Genomic DNA, 16,471 nt, shown 5'->3' with positions numbered 1-16,471 from the left:
ACTCAACCCATCCTATGAAGCGCTGTTACGGTGCAGTCTTGCTGATCACCGGCACCTGGAAGTACTTGCGGGCGATGCCTTCCAGCGTGCCATCGGCCTTGAGCTGGGCGATGGCCTGGTTGATCTGCTTGCGCAGCGCTTCATCGTTCTTGCGCAGGCCGATACCGATGCCAGGGCCGATGATCTTGGCGTCTTCCACGGCCGGGCCGGCGAAGCCGAAGTCCTTGCCAGCCGGGCGGCTGAGGAAGCCGGCGATGGCTTGCTGGGACTCCTGCAGCGAAGCATCGAGGCGGCCGGCTTGCAGATCGGCGTAGACCTGTTCTTGGTCGGCGTAGGAGGCAACATCAACACCGCTGCCGGCCCAGCGCGCCTTGGCATAGGTTTCCATGGTCGAGCCTTGCAGCACGCCAACGTGCTTGCCCTTCAGCGCGGCCACAGTCGGGGTGATGGGGCTGCCTTTGCGGGCCACCAGCTGCATCGGCACGGAATAAATCGGATCGGAGAAGGCGATGGTGCGGCCACGCTCTTCGGTGATGTTCATGGCGGAGTGGATGGCATCGAACTTGCGCGCCTTCAGGGCCGGGATCAGGCCATCGAACGAATTCTCGACCCACACGCACTTGACCTTGATCTTGCTACAGATGGCGTTGCCGACATCGATGTCGAAGCCTTGCAGCTGGCCCGACGCAGACTTGGATTCAAATGGCGGGTATTCGGCTTCGACACCGATCCGCAATTCGGTTGCGCTCTGGGCGAGGGCGGCGGCCGAAGCGAAGGCCAACGCAACTGCAATGTGCTTGATTGCTTTCATGAACGATCTCCTGAACCTGGGGACCACTTGTTGCGGCTGGGGCAAAACGGGCTGCGCGAAAGAATCCCTGCGTCGGGCAGTGCTCAAAATCCTCATGTACAAAACGTACATTCCGGTTTTTTGCGCGCTGTCCTCCTTGGCCTTCATCCGCTCGCCGGTTTTGCCAAAGCCCGCGATGTGGTGTGGAGGCATCTTAAGGAACGGGCGGAAAGCGGTTCTTGCAGCAAAGCGACAATTAGTTGCGCAAATCTCGTGCTGCATTGCGGCATCCAATCGGCATGCCGATCACCCCTTATCAGGATTTTCCCCATCAGGGTGGCTGAAAAAAACCAGCGTAGCGGTGCTGGCAAGGCGTGCGAACGCAGACAGTACAAGGCCGTACGGCAAGTGAGCACAACACAGCCAGCAGGGTTTTGCCAGCTGCCCCCGCACGCGTTTGACGCTTTCTGGCAAGCGTAATGTCGCCTTTTCGACAGCATTGCCCGGATAGCCCCACCAGAATGGCCCCACCTTTCACCAACGGCCAGAGATCATGCAATCCGAAGCCCAGAAGTCCAGTCCGTCCTCCCGTCCGACCCTTTCCGTGTCCTTGTGCAAGCAAGATGCCGACATTGCCATCGCCATCGAGCGCCGCCCCGTCATCCCTGCCCTGTCGGCATTGCTGCCGGCTTTGCACAATATGGGCCTGTCGGTGGAGCGGCAGGAACACCAGACGAATAGCGATACCGGCAGCCCGCGTTCGCGCCTGTGGCTGGACAGCGCATCGAGCGCACGGCTGGCCCAGCTGGGTAGCCCGGCGGCCTTCGCCGATTTCCTCGGCCGACTGTTCAGCCTGGAAGCCGAAGATGGCCGCCTGAACGGTCTGGCGGTGATCGCCGAACTCAACGCGCATGAAATCCTGCTGGTGCGTGCCTACGCGAGTTATCTGCGCCAGGCCGGCTGGCACATGAGCCTGCGCTATATGGCCGATTGCCTGCGCCGCCAACCCGCCGCTGTGCGCGAATGGCTGGCGTATCACAATGCCCGCCTTGATCCGAGCGCTGATCGAGTCATCAATGCCGAAGCCATCGCGCTCACGCAACTGCAACGCACCATCGCCGCATTGACCGATGTCGATGCCGCCGAGCTGCTGGAAAAACTGCGCCAATTGGTCGGCGCAACGCTGCGCAGCAACTACTTTCAGCATCACCACACCGACCCGCTGCCGGACTATCTAGCAATCAAGCTCGATGCCCAAGCGCTGGAATTCCTGCCCAAGCCGCGCCCGTATCGCGAAATTTTCGTGTTCTCCGAACGCTTTGAGGGCGTGCATCTGCGCGGCGGCCCGGTATCACGCGGTGGCTTGCGCTGGTCGGATCGACGCGAGGATTACCGCACCGAAGTACTCGGCCTCGTCAAAGCGCAGCTGGTGAAGAACGCCGTGATCGTGCCGACCGGCGCGAAAGGCGGCTTCGTCTGCAAGCTGCTGCCGCACGAGGCGCCGCGTGAGCGCATCGCGCAGGAAGGCGTCGAAGTCTACCAGCTGTTTATTAATGCGCTGCTGGACCTGACCGACAACTACGTCGACGGCCGCGTCCAGCATCCGGCCAATGTGGCGCGGCACGACGGCGATGATCCGTATCTGGTGGTCGCGGCCGACAAGGGCACCGCCAGTTTCTCGGACGTGGCGAATGCGATATCGCTGGAGCGTGGCTTCTGGCTGGGCGATGCGTTCGCCTCCGGCGGCTCCAACGGTTACGACCACAAGAAGCTCGGCATCACTGCCAAGGGCGCATGGGAAACGGCCAAGATCCGCTTTACCGAAACCGGTATCGACTGGACCCGTGACAGCTTCACCGTCGTCGGCATCGGCGACATGAGCGGCGACGTGTTTGGCAACGGCATGTTGCTGATGCCGCGCCTGCAGCTGATTGCGGCGTTCGATCATCGCCATATCTTCATTGACCCCAAACCCGACACCGCCCGCGCCTATGCCGAACGCCAACGCCTATTCGCGCTGCCGCGCTCGTCGTGGGATGACTATGACCGCTCGCTGATTTCCAGTGGTGGCGGCATCTGGTCGCGTGCTGAGCGCAGCATTCCACTGACAGAAGAAGTTCGTGCAGCGCTGGGCATCAACGACACCCAACTGAGCCCGGATGCATTGATCCGCGCCATTCTGGCCACGCAGGTCGACGTAATTTACAACGGCGGCATTGGCACCTATTTCAAAGCTGCCGGCGAAACGCATGAACAAGTGCGCGACCGCGCCAACGACCGCGTGCGGCTGGATGCGAGCGAAGTGCGGGGTCGGGTCGTTGTCGAAGGCGGCAATCTCGGCCTGACCCAGTCCGCCCGCATCGAACTCGCCGCGCAAGGCGTGCTGGTGCTGACCGATGCCGTCGATAACTCGGCCGGCGTGGATTGCTCGGATCACGAAGTGAATCTGAAGATTCTGCTGCAGCAAGCGGGTATGGCGACTGGCGCCACGTCGGACTTGCTGGCCCGCATGGCGCCCGCTGTCGAACAGGCGGTACTCGCTACCAACCGCGCCCAAGCACGTCGCTTGATGCGTCACCGCCATGTGCCGGGCTTGATTGCCGATCCCGCCGCGTTGCTGCGCTCGCTGGAAGCATCTGCCGGTCTTGACCGAGCTTTGGAGAAACTGCCCACCGACGCCGTGCTAGCCACCCGCGACGCTGGTCGCTTGTACGACCCGGAGCTGGCGGTGGTATTGGCGCACGCCAAGATGGCGATCAAGTCCGCCTGGCTGGCCGCCAAGCCAGCGGTGATGCCATGGCATAGCTACTTTCTGCAGCGCTATTTCCCCGCTGACGTGCGCGAACTCGGCATCGACCGCCATCCGCTGGCGGCTGAAATCATCGCCACCCGCCTCGCCAACGAACTGGTCGACCGGGCTGGCATTCACTTCGCTCACGATGTCACCACACGCAGTCAGGCATCGCTGGTGCAAGTCATCGACGCCTTCGCCTTTGCCTACGCTGCGCAAGATCTCGATGCTTGGCTGCAACAGCACGATCACTTGCTGACCACCCTGCCAAGGGCCGAGCGCCACGCGATTGATGCGGCGCTGGAGCAAGGTCTGGCTGCTGCCGTCGATGCCTTGCTCGCCGTACCGGAGAGTTGCTCGGCAGCAAGCTGGCAAGCGCTCTGCCCGGCCTTGGGTGCAATGAGCAACGTCACCCCAACCAGCAGCGCCTTGGCGGAGCAATTGCTGGCACACAGTCGCCGCTTTGCAACCCTCGCGGCAGCGCAGCCGTTGATTGCACAAGGTCACGCAGCAACACGCGTGCTGGTCGTACTCCGGCAAGTATCCGAGCAGACCAGCCCCGGCAACTTGGCTATGGTGCTGAACCAAGCCGGCCAACCGGGCGCTGCGCAATGGGCATTGAAAATGATGGACCGGATCAACTTGCTGCTGGCGGCGCGTGTGTTGGCGCAAGCGGATGCAAGCGATGTGGATGCCACGGTGCAACAGCTGGGTTGGCGTAACGCCCTGGATACCCTGCACGCGCTCTGCGTTGCGGCGAGCACGGGCGGTGCGGTACAGCTCTCCGGCATCCTCGGCGCGGTTGGTCGGCTGGATGACATGCGGCATCAACAGGAACTGCAGTACTACGGCCGCGCCTGATCCGGGCGACTAGTTGGCATAACAACGCCCTTGCCGGCTCTGGCAAGGGCATTGTTGTTTATGCGACACCAAACGCGCCAATGCGGGAATTTCCGCGGGCTTCCAAACACCAGTGTTCGTGCCCGCATATCGCTTTGCGACACACAGGCAAGATTCATGACGTTGTCTGTAATAAATACGTCGCGTATCGTGCAAACGATGTCGGCAGCTGAACATGTTGCCCAATCTGCCCGGCAAACCGTCCTGCCCGGTTTTCTCGTTTCCCCCTCCCGACCCAACCGGAGATGCCAATGCGCTCTTACTACCTGACCATCCGCCTCGCCCTGATCGTGCTGGCCCTGTTCCCGACGCTGTGGGGGCTGTTCTCCTTCCTGAACAATGTCAGTGGCTTTGAAGGCACGGCGAAGTTCGCTGTCGCACCGATGCTGGCCATGACCGATACCTACGGCAACCCGGCACAGACGTGGCGCGCCATTTCTGCCCCGTGGGCCGCACAGGTCGGCTTGGTGATGATCACAGCGACCGAAACGCTGGCCGGGTTGCTGGGGCTGTGGTCGATCATCAAGATGGCGCGGGCGCTCAAGGCTGAATACCCGGTGTTTGCCTCCGCCAAGATTCCGTTGATTCTCAGCTGCGTGGCAGCTGTTTCAGCTTGGGGTTTGGGTTTTATGGTCGTGGCGGGGGATTGGTTTCTGGCATGGCAAAGCAAGGGCGCACTGGCCACGCAGCTGGGCGGCATGATCTATACGCTGCCGTGCTTTCTGGTCTTGATTGCAGCGATCGTGCACAAGGAATGATGGAAAAGCGCTGATATAAAACAGGCATGAAAAAAGGGCCTGGATCATATGATCCAGGCCCTTTTTCTCTATTGGTCGGAATGGCGGGATTCGAACTCGCGACCCCTTGCACCCCATGCAAGTGCGCTACCAGGCTGCGCTACATTCCGAGAGAGACGCGATTATAACGACTCTCTGTCATCACGGCTAGGCTTGTAGCCAGTTAAGCAATTCGTGTAGTTCTTCACGCACAGTCGCGTTGGTCGCCACGGCGCTCACTTCGTTTTCACCCAGATGCGCAAGCTGGTTGCGCGCGCCGCTGATGGTGAAACCTTGCTCATACAGCAGCGAGCGGATACGGCGCACCAGCAGCACTTCATGGTGCTGGTAATAGCGCCGGTTACCCCGACGCTTGACCGGCTTGAGTTGGGTGAACTCCTGCTCCCAGTAGCGCAACACGTGTGGCTTTACGCCACACAGCTCACTCACTTCGCCAATGGTGAAGTAGCGCTTGGCCGGAATCGGCGGCAGGTCACTGGTCGGTACGACGTTGCTGGCGCTTTGCATAGTGCAGCTCGACGAGTCCCTTGAGTTTCTGGCTCGCGTGGAAAGTGACCACACGGCGGGCAGAGATTGGAATCTCTTCGCCGGTTTTCGGGTTGCGACCCGGGCGCTGTGGCTTGTCACGCAGTTGGAAATTGCCGAAGCCTGAGAGCTTGACCACGTCGCCTTCTTGCAAGGAACCGCGGATCTCTTCGAAAAAGGCCTCGACCATGTCTTTGGCTTCACGTTTGTTCAGACCGACCTTATCGAACAACAGGTCGGCCAGATCGGCCTTGGTGAGCGTCATTGTTGTAGTCCCGAACTGCATATTATGCACGGAGGGTCGCTCCGCATTTTTCCCCTTGGCGAATCAGCTTCGCCACGACGCCGTCGACTTCTTCGTCCGTAAGCGTTTTGTGAGTATCTTGCATTAACACCTTGAAAGCAAGGCTCTTTTTCCCCTCGTCGACCCCCTTTCCACGGTACACATCGAAGAGTTCGATACCCGTGATGAAGGGCGATTTGACATCGGAAAAAACACTCAGCAACTCGGCTACGGCTACGTATTCGTCGACCACTAGCGCCAAATCGCGGCGCACCGGCTGGAAGCGCGAAACCGCCTTCGCTTCGACTTTATCCACCGCCAACAAGGCAGCGACATCGATTTCGAACAGCACCGGCGCATTACCCAATTCGTATTGCTGCACCCACTTCGGATGCAGTTCGCCGATCACGCCAATCACCACGCCACCAAGCACGACATCAGCCGAACGCCCCGGATGCAATGCGGGATGGCTGGCACGACGGAACTCGGCAATGCGGGGCGCGATCAGCGCTTCGACATCAGCCTTCACATCATAGAAATCCACGCGCTCTTTGCCTGCCCCCCACTGCTCCGGCTCACGACTGCCCCATGCGAGCCCGGCGATTTTTTCCGACTGTGCATCGGCGGCGACACCATGAAACACGCGGGCCAATTCGAACAGCCGCACCCGCTCCTGCTTGCGGTTGAGATTGTGCTTGAGGGCATTCACCAGACCGCCGAACAACGTCGAGCGCATCACGCTCATCTGGCTGGCAATCGGGTTGATCAGCTTGATCGGCGCGGCATTGCCGGCGAAATCGGCTTCCCACTTTTCTTCGACGAAGGCGTAGTTGATCGCCTCTTGATAGTCGCGGGCAACGAGGATGTCTTTCAGCGCTGCCTTGCCACGGGCATTGCCCGACTGCGGCAGCATGGACAACTTGGCGTTGGATGCAGCAACAGGCACATTGTCGTAACCAAAAACGCGGGCAACCTCTTCAATCAGGTCTTCTTCGATTTCGATATCGAAGCGGTACGACGGTGGCGTAACCGTGATGGCATCGCCAGAGACAACAGTTGCCAGACCGAGGCGATTCAGGATTGCGACGATTTCATCGGCAGACAACGCTACACCCAACACCTTGGCAACACGCGATACGCGCAGCAGCACTGGCTTGCGGGCTGGTAGTTCGGCGATCTGCTCGACCACCGGGCCAGCTTCGCCGCCACAAATTTCCAGTACCAATTGCGTAGCGCGCTCAAGTGCATCACGGCACGCGCCGAAATCAACACCGCGCTCGAAGCGATGACTGGAATCGGACGAGAACCCCAAACGACGCGCCTTGCCGGCAATCACATTGGGGGCAAAGAACGCGGACTCGAGGAAGATATCGCGGGTCGCTTCGGTCACGCCGGTATCGCCGCCGCCCATGATGCCAGCCAAAGCCACCGGCTTTTTATCATCGGCAATCACCAGCATGTCGGCTTCGAGCGCGAGTTCTTTGTCGTTCAGCAGCTTGATCGTCTCGCCGGCCTTGGCATAGCGGGCCGTGATGCCGCCATCCAGTTTGGCCAGATCGAAGGCGTGCATCGGCTGGCCCTGTTCGAGCAGCACGTAGTTGGTCACATCGACGGTCGCGGAAATCGAACGGATACCGCTGCGCGCCAGACGTTGCTTCATCCAATCTGGCGTTGTGGCAGCTTGATTGATATTGCGGATCACGCGGCCGGCATAACGCGGGCAAGCATCAGTGGAACCAAGCGTTACCGAGCGTACGTCGTCGTTCTTTGGCTGCACGGCGGCAATGGCGACCGGGCTTTGCACCGTACCAGTCAAGGCAGCGACTTCACGCGCAATACCTTTGATTGATAGGCAGTCCGTGCGGTTCGGCGTGAGCTTGAGCATGAGCAGGCGATCGTCGAGCTGCAGGTAGTCACGAATCGGCGCGCCGACCGGCGCATCTGTCGGCAATACCAGCAGACCATCGACGCCATCAGGGATACCCAACTCGTCACCGGAGCAAAGCATGCCAAACGACTCAACGCCGCGCACCTTGGCTTGCTTGATCTTGAAGTCCCCCGGCAACACAGCGCCAATGCGCGCGCACGGAATGCGGATGCCCGGCTTGACGTTGGGCGCGCCGCAGACAATCTGCACCGCCTCGGCTTCGCCCACGTTCACCGAGCAAACGTTAAGGCGATCCGCATCCGGGTGCTTGGTCACGCTCAGCACTTCGGCAACAAAGACATTGGTAAAAGCAGGGGCAGCTGCTTCGTTTTCTTCGACTTCCAGCCCGGCCATCGTCAACAGATGGGCGAGTTCATCAGACGACAGCGCCGGGTTGACCCAGGCGCGCAGCCACTGTTCAGAGAATTTCATGCGATGCGCTCCGGGTTATTTGAATTGGCCGAGGAAGGACAGGTCGTTTTCGAAGAACAACCGCAAATCGTTCACGCCGTAATACAACATGGCGAAACGGTCCAAACCAATCCCGAAAGCGAAGCCCGTGTATTTTTCCGGATCGATGCCGACATTCTTGAGCACATTCGGGTGCACCATGCCGCAACCGCCGACTTCCAGCCAGCCACGAGCACCAAGCACATCGATCTCGGCAGAAGGTTCTGTGAACGGGAAGAAGGACGGGCGGAAACGGACTTGCAGATCGTCCCGCTCGAAGAAGTTGCGCAGGAAGTCCACCACCACGCTTTTCAGGTCGGCGAAGGACACGCCCTCTTCCACCCACAGACCTTCCATCTGATGGAACATCGGCGAATGGGTGGCATCGGAATCAACACGGAAAACACGCCCCGGCGCGACGATCTTGATCGGCGGTGGGTTTCCCAGCATGTAGCGCACCTGGATCGGGCTGGTGTGCGTGCGGAGTACTAACGGCTCATCACCGCCTTCAACATAGAAGGTATCCTGCATCGCCCGTGCCGGGTGATCTTGTGGAATGTTTAGTGCGGCGAAGTTGTGGAAGTCATTTTCGATTTCCGGGCCGTCGGCCACGTCGAAACCGATTGAGCGAAACAGATTCTCGATTCGCTGCTGCACCAACGTGACTGGGTGCAAACCACCAGTTGGGCGGCCACGACCGGGCAAGGTGATATCGAGCGCTTCGGCGGCAAGTTGCTTGGCGAGCTTTTCAGCTGCGAGCGCTTCGCGGCGCGCGGTGAGCGCAGCTTCAAACGCTTGCTTGGCCTGATTAACCGTGGCACCGAAGGTCTTTTTTTCCTCCGGCGGCAAGGTCCCAAGTTGTTTCAACAGCGCGGTAATTGCGCCCTCTTTGCCGGTGTAACGCGCCTTGGCGTTCTCCAGCTCTTGCGGATCGTTCGTCGCGTTCAGCGCCGCGATCCCCTCGTCGAGAATGGCTTGTACGTTGGCAACCATGTGATGGCCCGAATGGATCAAAAAGGAAAACTGCGTCGCAAACAGGCTTGAAACCAGCTTGGGGCGCACTTCTCAGCAAATAAAATCAATGAATAAAAAAGGGAGGCTGATCGCCTCCCTCTTCAAGCACATTGCCGATCAGGCAGCGAGGCTTACCTTGGCTTGCTCAACAAACTTGGCAAAAGCCGGCTTGTCGAACACGGCCAGGTCGGCCAGCACCTTGCGGTCAACTTCAATACCAGCCTTCTTCAGGCCGTTCATGAAGCGGCTGTATGCCAGGCCACACTCACGGGATGCTGCGTTGATACGAGCAATCCACAGAGTACGGAACTGACGCTTCCTTTGACGACGGTCACGATATGCATATTGACCAGCCTTCATCACCGCTTGCTTGGCTATGCGGTATACGTTCTTACGACGACCGCGGTAGCCCTTGGCAAGGGCGAGAACTTTCTTATGACGAGCGCGGGCGGTTACACCACGTTTAACGCGAGGCATGTTTCTTCTCCTTTAGTTACGCGTAGGGCAACATCGCACGTACGTGGCCCATATTGGTCGGATCGACCATGCTGGTGCCGCGCAGTTGGCGCTTGTTCTTGGTGGTTTTCTTGGTCAGGATGTGACGCTTGAACGCGTGACCGCGCTTAACGCCACCAGAGCCGAGCACCTTGAAACGCTTGGCGGCGCCGCTCTTGGTTTTCATCTTGGGCATTTAAATGCTCCTATCGATGTTAGCTTCGGCGACAGGCGCCCCTTGGGGTTTCCTCAGGGACTTAGGGGCCTGGCACCACGTATTGCGACAACCGGCACCAGAAAATTCTCTGGCACCTTGGCGGAGGCTGTCGCCACTCCACTATTCTTGACTGCTACCGCCGATTACTTCTTTTTCGGCGCCAGCATCATGATCATCTGCCGGCCTTCCAGCTTCGGGAACTGCTCAACGATCGCGACCTCGGCCAAATCAGCCTCGACACGCTTCAATTGGGCCATGCCGATTTCCTGGTGGGCCATTTCACGACCGCGGAAGCGCAGCGTGATCTTGGCCTTGTCGCCTTCCTCAAGAAAGCGGGTCAGGTTACGCAGCTTGACCTGATAGTCGTTTTCGTCGGTACCCGGACGGAATTTGACTTCCTTGACCTGGATCTGCTTCTGCTTGAGCTTGGCGGCATGTTCTTTTTTCGATTTCTCGTATTTGAACTTGCCGTAGTCCATCAGGCGGCATACCGGCGGCTGGGCCGTCGGGGCGATTTCAACCAGATCGACGTCGGCCTCTTCGGCCTTCGCAATCGCGTCATACAGGCTGACAATACCCAGTTGTTCGCCGTCTACACCTTGCAGACGCACTTCGCGCGCGGTGATTTCACCATTGATGCGCGGCTCTTTATCCAAAGCAGCTATTGTTTTTCTCCAAGTCGTTAAAACAAAAACCGTGCGTCGGTCGGGGTTCAGATCACCGGAAATTCGCTTTGCAGACGTTCAATGAACGCTGCAATGCTGACTTGTCCGAGATCTTCACCACTGCGGCTACGCACGGCCACCAAGCCTGCTTCCTTTTCCTTGTCGCCCACGATGAGCTGAAAGGGAACGCGTTGCAAGCTATGTTCGCGGATTTTATAGGTTATTTTCTCGTTTCTCAAGTCGGACTCGACTCTGAAGCCAGTCGCCTTGAGTTCACGCGTGACCGATTCAGCATATTCGCGCTGCGCTTCGGAGATATTCAGCACCACCGCTTGCGTTGGCGCGAGCCAAGCCGGGAACGCACCGGAGAAGTTTTCGATCAGGATGCCAAGAAAGCGCTCCATCGACCCCACGATCGCACGATGCAACATCACGGGGCGCTGGCGCGTATTGTCTTCCGCCACATATTCGGGGCCGAGGCGCTCCGGCAGCACGAAGTCGAGCTGCAGCGTACCGCACTGCCAGGAACGACCAATTGCATCCTTGATGTGGTACTCGATCTTGGGGCCATAGAAAGCGCCTTCGCCTGGCAGCTCTTCCCATTCAACCCCGCAAGCGCGCAACGCTTCACGCAGGCCTGCCTCGGCACGATCCCACACTTCATCGCTACCAGCACGCTTATCAGGGCGCAGTGCCAACTTGATCGCGACGTGCTCGAAGCCAAAGTCGTCATACACGCTCATTGCCAGCGCGTGGAAAACCTTGGCCTCTTCGATGAACTGGCCTTCGGTACAGAAAATATGCGCATCATCTTGCGTGAAGCCACGCACCCGCATCAGACCGTGCAGCGAACCACCCGGCTCGTTGCGGTGACAAGCGCCGAACTCGGCCATGCGTAGCGGCAAATCGCGATAGGAGCGCAGATCGCTATTGAAAATCTGCACATGCCCAGGGCAGTTCATCGGTTTAACTGCGTAAGTGCGCTTTTCGGACTCCGTGACGAACATATTGTCTTGATAGTTCTCCCAGTGGCCGGATTTCTCCCACAGGCTACGATCCATCATCATCGGCGTACGCACTTCCTGATAGCCCGACTTGACCAAACGGCGACGCATGTATTGCTCGACCGCCTGCCACAGCGCCCAACCCTTGGGATGCCAGAACACCATACCCGGCGCCTCTTCCTGCATATGGAAGAGATCCAAGGCGCGACCGATCTTGCGGTGATCCCGCTTTTCGGCTTCTTCAAGCCGGTGCAGATAGGCGTCGAGATCTTCCTTCTTCGTCCACGCCGTGCCGTAGATACGCGTCAGCATTTCGTTCTTCGAATCGCCGCGCCAATAGGCACCGGCCACCTTCATCAACTTGAACACTTTCAGCTTGCCCGTGGACGGCACGTGCGGGCCGCGGCACAAGTCAGTGAAATCGCCTTCGCGATACAAGCTCAGCACCTCACCCTGAGGAATGCTCTCGATGATTTCCGCCTTGTAGGCCTCGCCAATGCTCTTGAAGTAGGCAACGGCTTCATCGCGCGGCAATTCGTAACGCTCAACCGGAATATCTTTCTTCGACAGTTCGAGCATTTTCTTCTCGATGGCTGCGAGGTCTTCTGGTGTAAACGGGCGCTTGTAGCTGAAATCGTAGAAAAAGCCGTCATCGATGACCGGACCGATAGTGACTTGCGCATCCGGGAACAACTCCTTGACCGCATAGGCGAGCAAGTGGGCTGTCGAATGGCGGATGACGTCGAGACCGTCGGCATCGCGATCAGTGATGATGGCCAGCTGCACATCGCGGTCGATCAGGTAGCTGGTATCGACCAGCTGTCCGTCCACCTTGCCGGCAAGCGCGGCACGGGCAAGACCGGCACCAATGCTGGCTGCGACATCAGCGACGCGCAGCGGGGCATCAAATTGGCGTTGGGAACCATCAGGAAGCGTGATCGTGGGCATATCGTCCACCTAAGTCCGGTTGTACAGCGTTTGAGATTCGGCGCCCGCACAGGGCAAAAAAAAAGTGCGGACAAGCCGCACTTTTTTAACATCAAGCTCTGGTTGTTGACCAGCGCACGGCTACCCGGGGTTAACTTTGGGTAGTGGTGCTAGTTCGAAACATGAGCTTGATTCCTTTTACTAAATTCGCGTTGGTAGGCACGATTGGACTCGAACCAACGACCCCCACCATGTCAAGGTGGTGCTCTAACCAGCTGAGCTACGTGCCTAACGAAGAAGGCGAACTATAGCGGGATCGGTCTGGAGCTGCAAGCCCCCAATCGACAAATTCCGCACAAATTTCGCCGAATTACAGTCAAATACCCGGCTTCCGCCAAAAGTAACGCCAGACGAATCCGGGCCATGCCATGACGGCAAACAGCGCCAGCGTCGTTGCGTAGAACTGCCAATGCTGTGAATGGACTTCCGAGATACGTCCTTCCAGCAATCGGGCAACGAGGCCGAGCAGCAAGTAGTAAACCACCCATTCCAGCAATCGCCAGCCAAAGTGCTTTTCGGCCAAGTTAATGCCGAAAAGCAACCGGGATGAGATAAAAGGCATATTGGCGGCCAGCGCCGCCAATATGCAGATTAAAACGACTTCTAGCATGACCTTTACAGCGGCAGCAGCGAGTACTGCACTGCTTCGGCCAGCTTCGCCAGCAACCAGTTCGGTGCAAGCCCCATACCCAACAACAACAGGCAATTGAGCGACAACACGATACGGGCATCGGCTGCGGCGACAATCGGCGTGTTATCGGTGGGCTCGTCGAAGTACATGACCTTGACGACACGCAGGTAGTAAAACGCGCCGACCAGCGACATGGCGACCGCCACGACAGCCAGCCACACCATACCCAGATTCACGATTGCCTTGAGCACCGCCAGCTTGGCAAAGAAGCCAACGAAGACCGGGATACCGGCCATCGAGAACATCACCAGCAACATCATGCCGGCGAACCACGGGCTGCGCTTGGCCAAGCCCTTGAAGTCAGCAATCTGGTCACCCTCGAAGCCTTCACGCGACAGCAGCATCACTAAGCCGAAGCCAGCTGCTGCTGTCAGCACATAAGTGAAGGCGTAGAAGAATGCAGCGGAGTAGCCAATCGGGTTGGCGACCAGAATGCCCAGCAACAGGAAGCCCATGTGCGAGATTGTCGAGTACGCAAACATCCGCTTGATATTGGTCTGCGCAATCGCGGTCAGGTTACCGATCACCAGCGACAGCACCGCCAGCACGACCAGCATGCCACGCCAGTCGAAGGCGAAACCTTCCAGACCTTGGGCAAGGATGCGGATGATGAAGGCAAACGCAGCCAACTTCGGTGCAGAGCCGATCAATTGCGCGATCAGCGTCGGCGAGCCTTCGTAGACGTCCGGCACCCACATATGGAACGGCACAGCGCCGACCTTGAAGCCGATACCGGTCACGATAAACACGAGGCCAAATACGGTCAGCAGGCGGTTGGCTTCGCCACTAACGATCTTGTGTGCGATGACGGTCACATCCAGCGACTGCGTGGCGCCATAAACCATCGACATGCCATAGAGCAGCATCCCGGAAGCCAGCGCACCCAGCACGAAGTACTTCATCGCCGCTTCAGTGGCCTGCACCGACTCGCGGCGCAATGCAACCAGCGCGTAGAGCGACAGCGACAGCAATTCCAGCCCGACATATAGCGACAGGAAATTGACTGCTGAACTCATCACCATCATGCCGAGCAGCGCAAACAGCGTGAGCGTGAACAGCTCGCCACGGAATAGACCACGCGCCGCCGCGTAACCACGGCCGTAGATCAACACCAGCGCGACACCAAGAACGATGCCCAGCTTGGAGATGCTCGCAATCGGGTCCGCAACGAACATCTTGTTGAAGGCGAGTTGCGGCTGAGTAGCGTAATTGGTCACCAGCAGGTAAGCGGTAACGGCCAGCGCGGCCAAGGTCAGCACATAGGTGATGTGCCGCTTGGCGTTACTGACAAAAAGATCGATCAACAGGATTGCGCAGGCCGCACACAGCAGGAAGATTTCCGGCGTGGCGAACGAGGCATTCAGACTGGTCCAGGTCATGCTCCAAACCCTTTATTTTCAGTATTTCTTAGTGCAGTTTCGATTGCGAAACATGCCAGATCAGGTCGTTGACCGACACGTGCATCACGTCGGTAAACAGCTTCGGATACAGACCCATGCCCAGCACCGTGACGGCCAGCACAGCCAACACAAGGAACTCGCGCTTGTTCACATCCGTCAGTTCCGCCACGTGTTCGTTGGCGACATCGCCAAAGATCACGCGCTTGTACATCCACAGCGTATAGGCCGCGCCGAAAATCAGCGTGGTGGCGCCAGCAACGGCATACCAGAAATTCACTTGCACTGCGCCCAGGATGACCGAGAACTCACCCACAAAACCGGACGTGCCCGGCAAGCCAGAATTGGCCATCGCGAACAGCATGAGGAAGGAGGCGAAGATCGGCATCTTGTTGGCGACACCACCGTAATCGGCGATCTTGCGACTGTGCACACGGTCATACATCACACCGATGCAGAAGAACATCGCGGCGGAAACGAAACCGTGCGAAATCATCTGGATCAGTGCGCCTTCGACCGCGAACGAATTCATCTGTGTGCCGCCGGCGAACATGAAGAAGCCCAGCGTGACGAAACCCATGTGCGAGATCGACGAATACGCCACCAGCTTCTTCATATCGGTCTGCACCAGTGCAACCAGACCGATATAGACGACTGCGATCAGCGAGAGCAGCACGAACACCCATGCGTATTGGCGGCAGGCATCCGGCACGATCGGCAATGCAAACCGCAGGAAACCGTATGCACCGAGCTTCAGCGTAATTGCCGCCAGCACCATCGAACCACCTGTCGGCGCTTCAACGTGGGCATCCGGCAACCAGGTGTGGACCGGCCACATCGGCACCTTCACCGCAAAGGCGAAGAAGAATGCAACCAGAATCAGCGTCTGCGCCGTCATGCCCAGCGGCAAGCGGGCAAAGTCAGCAATCGCGAAGCTGCCATCGGCCTGGTAATACAGGTAGATAAAGGCAACCAGCGTGAGCAGCGAGCCCAGCAGGGTATAGAGGAAGAACTTGATCGATGCGTAGACGCGATTCGGGCCGCCCCAGATACCGATGATCAGGTACATCGGGATCAGCATGGCTTCGAAGAAGCAATAGAACAGGATCGCGTCCTGCGCGATGAACGCGCCATTGATCAGGCCGGACATGATCAGGAACGCAGCCATGTACTGGCCAACGCGCTGCTCAATCACCTGCCAGCCGGCCAGCACCACCATCAGCGTGGTGAAGCTGTTCAACAACACGAACCACATTGAGATGCCGTCGACACCCAAGTGATAGTTGATGTTGTAGCTCTCGATCCATGGCTTCAGCTCAACGAACTGCATGCCGCCGTTGAGCATATCGAAACCGGTATAGAGCGGAATCGTGACCAGAAAGCCCGCCAGCGCGCCGATCAGCGAGAGCCAGCGTGCAACATTCGCCCGCTTGTCCCCACCGGTAGCGAGCACCACGAGGCCAGCCAGAATCGGCAGCCAGATCGCGAGGCTCAGAAGTTTACCCGTCATAGTCTTACCTACTTGTTATTTCATCAAT

Annotated in this window: 15 protein-coding genes and 2 tRNA genes; 3 read left to right on the top strand and 14 right to left on the bottom strand. The window is 58.5% G+C overall.

Annotation, left to right across the window (positions count from 1 at the left end; genetic code table 11):
• Positions 1 to 25: 25 nt before the first annotated feature.
• Positions 26 to 811 carry an ABC transporter substrate-binding protein gene (locus BR41_RS05170; RefSeq protein ID WP_035053506.1) on the bottom strand — a complete coding sequence of 262 codons (786 nt, stop codon included), beginning with the start codon at positions 809 to 811 and terminating at the stop codon, positions 26 to 28.
• Here BR41_RS05170 and BR41_RS24015 point away from each other — a divergent pair.
• The 3 genes from BR41_RS24015 (at position 810) to BR41_RS05160 (ending at position 5,239) form a co-directional block, all read left to right on the top strand.
• The gene (locus BR41_RS24015) at positions 810 to 1,202 is read left to right on the top strand and encodes a hypothetical protein (RefSeq protein ID WP_156970567.1); all 393 of its coding nucleotides are present in this window, start codon (positions 810 to 812) and stop codon (positions 1,200 to 1,202) included. The genes BR41_RS05170 and BR41_RS24015 overlap by 2 nt on opposite strands.
• A 141-nt stretch (positions 1,203 to 1,343) precedes the next feature.
• Positions 1,344 to 4,442 (top strand): NAD-glutamate dehydrogenase domain-containing protein, encoded by a 3,099-nt coding sequence (locus tag BR41_RS05165; RefSeq protein ID WP_084186842.1) that lies wholly within the window; start codon positions 1,344 to 1,346, stop codon positions 4,440 to 4,442.
• Positions 4,443 to 4,732: 290 nt separating this feature from the next.
• Complete coding sequence (locus BR41_RS05160) at positions 4,733 to 5,239, top strand: DUF2165 family protein (protein WP_035053504.1); 507 nt, start codon at positions 4,733 to 4,735, stop codon at positions 5,237 to 5,239.
• Between the two features lie 72 nt (positions 5,240 to 5,311).
• On the opposite strand, the gene BR41_RS05155 is transcribed toward BR41_RS05160, so the two are convergent.
• The 13 genes from BR41_RS05155 to BR41_RS05095 all read right to left on the bottom strand — a co-directional run bounded on the left by BR41_RS05155 (position 5,312) and on the right by BR41_RS05095 (position 16,443).
• A tRNA-Pro gene (locus BR41_RS05155) sits at positions 5,312 to 5,388 on the bottom strand.
• A 37-nt stretch (positions 5,389 to 5,425) separates the two neighbouring features.
• Complete coding sequence (locus BR41_RS05150) at positions 5,426 to 5,785, bottom strand: MerR family transcriptional regulator (RefSeq protein ID WP_051710178.1); 360 nt, start codon at positions 5,783 to 5,785, stop codon at positions 5,426 to 5,428.
• Positions 5,751 to 6,068, bottom strand: coding sequence for an integration host factor subunit alpha (locus tag BR41_RS05145; protein WP_035053501.1), 318 nt, complete (start codon positions 6,066 to 6,068; stop codon positions 5,751 to 5,753). Before BR41_RS05145 ends, BR41_RS05150 begins: the two co-directional genes overlap by 35 nt.
• A gap of 22 nt (positions 6,069 to 6,090) precedes the next feature.
• Positions 6,091 to 8,445, bottom strand: a complete 2,355-nt coding sequence (gene pheT, locus BR41_RS05140) for a phenylalanine--tRNA ligase subunit beta (RefSeq protein WP_035053499.1) — start codon at positions 8,443 to 8,445, stop codon at positions 6,091 to 6,093.
• A 15-nt stretch (positions 8,446 to 8,460) separates the two neighbouring features.
• Positions 8,461 to 9,456: a phenylalanine--tRNA ligase subunit alpha gene (gene pheS / locus BR41_RS05135; protein ID WP_035053813.1), complete on the bottom strand. Its 996-nt coding sequence runs from the start codon at positions 9,454 to 9,456 to the stop codon at positions 8,461 to 8,463.
• 138 nt (positions 9,457 to 9,594) lie between these two features.
• Positions 9,595 to 9,954: a 50S ribosomal protein L20 gene (gene rplT, locus BR41_RS05130; RefSeq protein WP_035053497.1), complete on the bottom strand. Its 360-nt coding sequence runs from the start codon at positions 9,952 to 9,954 to the stop codon at positions 9,595 to 9,597.
• A 16-nt stretch (positions 9,955 to 9,970) separates the two neighbouring features.
• Positions 9,971 to 10,168, bottom strand: coding sequence for a 50S ribosomal protein L35 (gene rpmI / locus BR41_RS05125; RefSeq protein ID WP_035053495.1), 198 nt, complete (start codon positions 10,166 to 10,168; stop codon positions 9,971 to 9,973).
• Between the two features lie 164 nt (positions 10,169 to 10,332).
• The gene (gene infC, locus BR41_RS05120) at positions 10,333 to 10,845 is read right to left on the bottom strand and encodes a translation initiation factor IF-3 (RefSeq protein WP_444541684.1); all 513 of its coding nucleotides are present in this window, start codon (positions 10,843 to 10,845) and stop codon (positions 10,333 to 10,335) included.
• A gap of 56 nt (positions 10,846 to 10,901) precedes the next feature.
• Complete coding sequence (gene thrS, locus BR41_RS05115; protein ID WP_035053491.1) at positions 10,902 to 12,806, bottom strand: threonine--tRNA ligase; 1,905 nt, start codon at positions 12,804 to 12,806, stop codon at positions 10,902 to 10,904.
• A gap of 192 nt (positions 12,807 to 12,998) precedes the next feature.
• Positions 12,999 to 13,075, bottom strand: a tRNA-Val gene (locus tag BR41_RS05110).
• 86 nt (positions 13,076 to 13,161) lie between these two features.
• Positions 13,162 to 13,455 (bottom strand): DUF2818 family protein, encoded by a 294-nt coding sequence (locus tag BR41_RS05105; RefSeq protein ID WP_035053488.1) that lies wholly within the window; start codon positions 13,453 to 13,455, stop codon positions 13,162 to 13,164.
• Positions 13,456 to 13,460: 5 nt separating this feature from the next.
• Positions 13,461 to 14,915, bottom strand: coding sequence for an NADH-quinone oxidoreductase subunit NuoN (gene nuoN, locus BR41_RS05100; protein WP_035053486.1), 1,455 nt, complete (start codon positions 14,913 to 14,915; stop codon positions 13,461 to 13,463).
• A 28-nt stretch (positions 14,916 to 14,943) separates the two neighbouring features.
• Positions 14,944 to 16,443 carry an NADH-quinone oxidoreductase subunit M gene (locus BR41_RS05095; RefSeq protein ID WP_035053482.1) on the bottom strand — a complete coding sequence of 500 codons (1,500 nt, stop codon included), beginning with the start codon at positions 16,441 to 16,443 and terminating at the stop codon, positions 14,944 to 14,946.
• Positions 16,444 to 16,471 lie beyond the last annotated feature (28 nt).

The sequence above is a fragment of the Andreprevotia chitinilytica DSM 18519 genome, from assembly GCF_000711875.1.
GTDB classification, from domain to species: Bacteria; Pseudomonadota; Gammaproteobacteria; order Burkholderiales; family Chitinibacteraceae; genus Andreprevotia; species Andreprevotia chitinilytica.
This window is presented reverse-complemented; position numbering and strand designations above follow the sequence as displayed.

Coding starts and splice junctions, on each gene's coding strand:
- BR41_RS24015 (WP_156970567.1), top strand. CDS start 810: ATGAACGATCTCCTGAACCTGGGGACCACTTGTTGCGGCTGGGGCAAA.
- BR41_RS05170 (WP_035053506.1), bottom strand. CDS start 811: ATGAAAGCAATCAAGCACATTGCAGTTGCGTTGGCCTTCGCTTCGGCC.
- BR41_RS05165 (WP_084186842.1), top strand. CDS start 1,344: ATGCAATCCGAAGCCCAGAAGTCCAGTCCGTCCTCCCGTCCGACCCTT.
- BR41_RS05160 (WP_035053504.1), top strand. CDS start 4,733: ATGCGCTCTTACTACCTGACCATCCGCCTCGCCCTGATCGTGCTGGCC.
- BR41_RS05150 (WP_051710178.1), bottom strand. CDS start 5,785: ATGCAAAGCGCCAGCAACGTCGTACCGACCAGTGACCTGCCGCCGATT.
- BR41_RS05145 (WP_035053501.1), bottom strand. CDS start 6,068: ATGACGCTCACCAAGGCCGATCTGGCCGACCTGTTGTTCGATAAGGTC.
- pheT (WP_035053499.1), bottom strand. CDS start 8,445: ATGAAATTCTCTGAACAGTGGCTGCGCGCCTGGGTCAACCCGGCGCTG.
- pheS (WP_035053813.1), bottom strand. CDS start 9,456: ATGGTTGCCAACGTACAAGCCATTCTCGACGAGGGGATCGCGGCGCTG.
- rplT (WP_035053497.1), bottom strand. CDS start 9,954: ATGCCTCGCGTTAAACGTGGTGTAACCGCCCGCGCTCGTCATAAGAAA.
- rpmI (WP_035053495.1), bottom strand. CDS start 10,168: ATGCCCAAGATGAAAACCAAGAGCGGCGCCGCCAAGCGTTTCAAGGTG.
- thrS (WP_035053491.1), bottom strand. CDS start 12,806: ATGCCCACGATCACGCTTCCTGATGGTTCCCAACGCCAATTTGATGCC.
- BR41_RS05105 (WP_035053488.1), bottom strand. CDS start 13,455: ATGCTAGAAGTCGTTTTAATCTGCATATTGGCGGCGCTGGCCGCCAAT.
- nuoN (WP_035053486.1), bottom strand. CDS start 14,915: ATGACCTGGACCAGTCTGAATGCCTCGTTCGCCACGCCGGAAATCTTC.
- BR41_RS05095 (WP_035053482.1), bottom strand. CDS start 16,443: ATGACGGGTAAACTTCTGAGCCTCGCGATCTGGCTGCCGATTCTGGCT.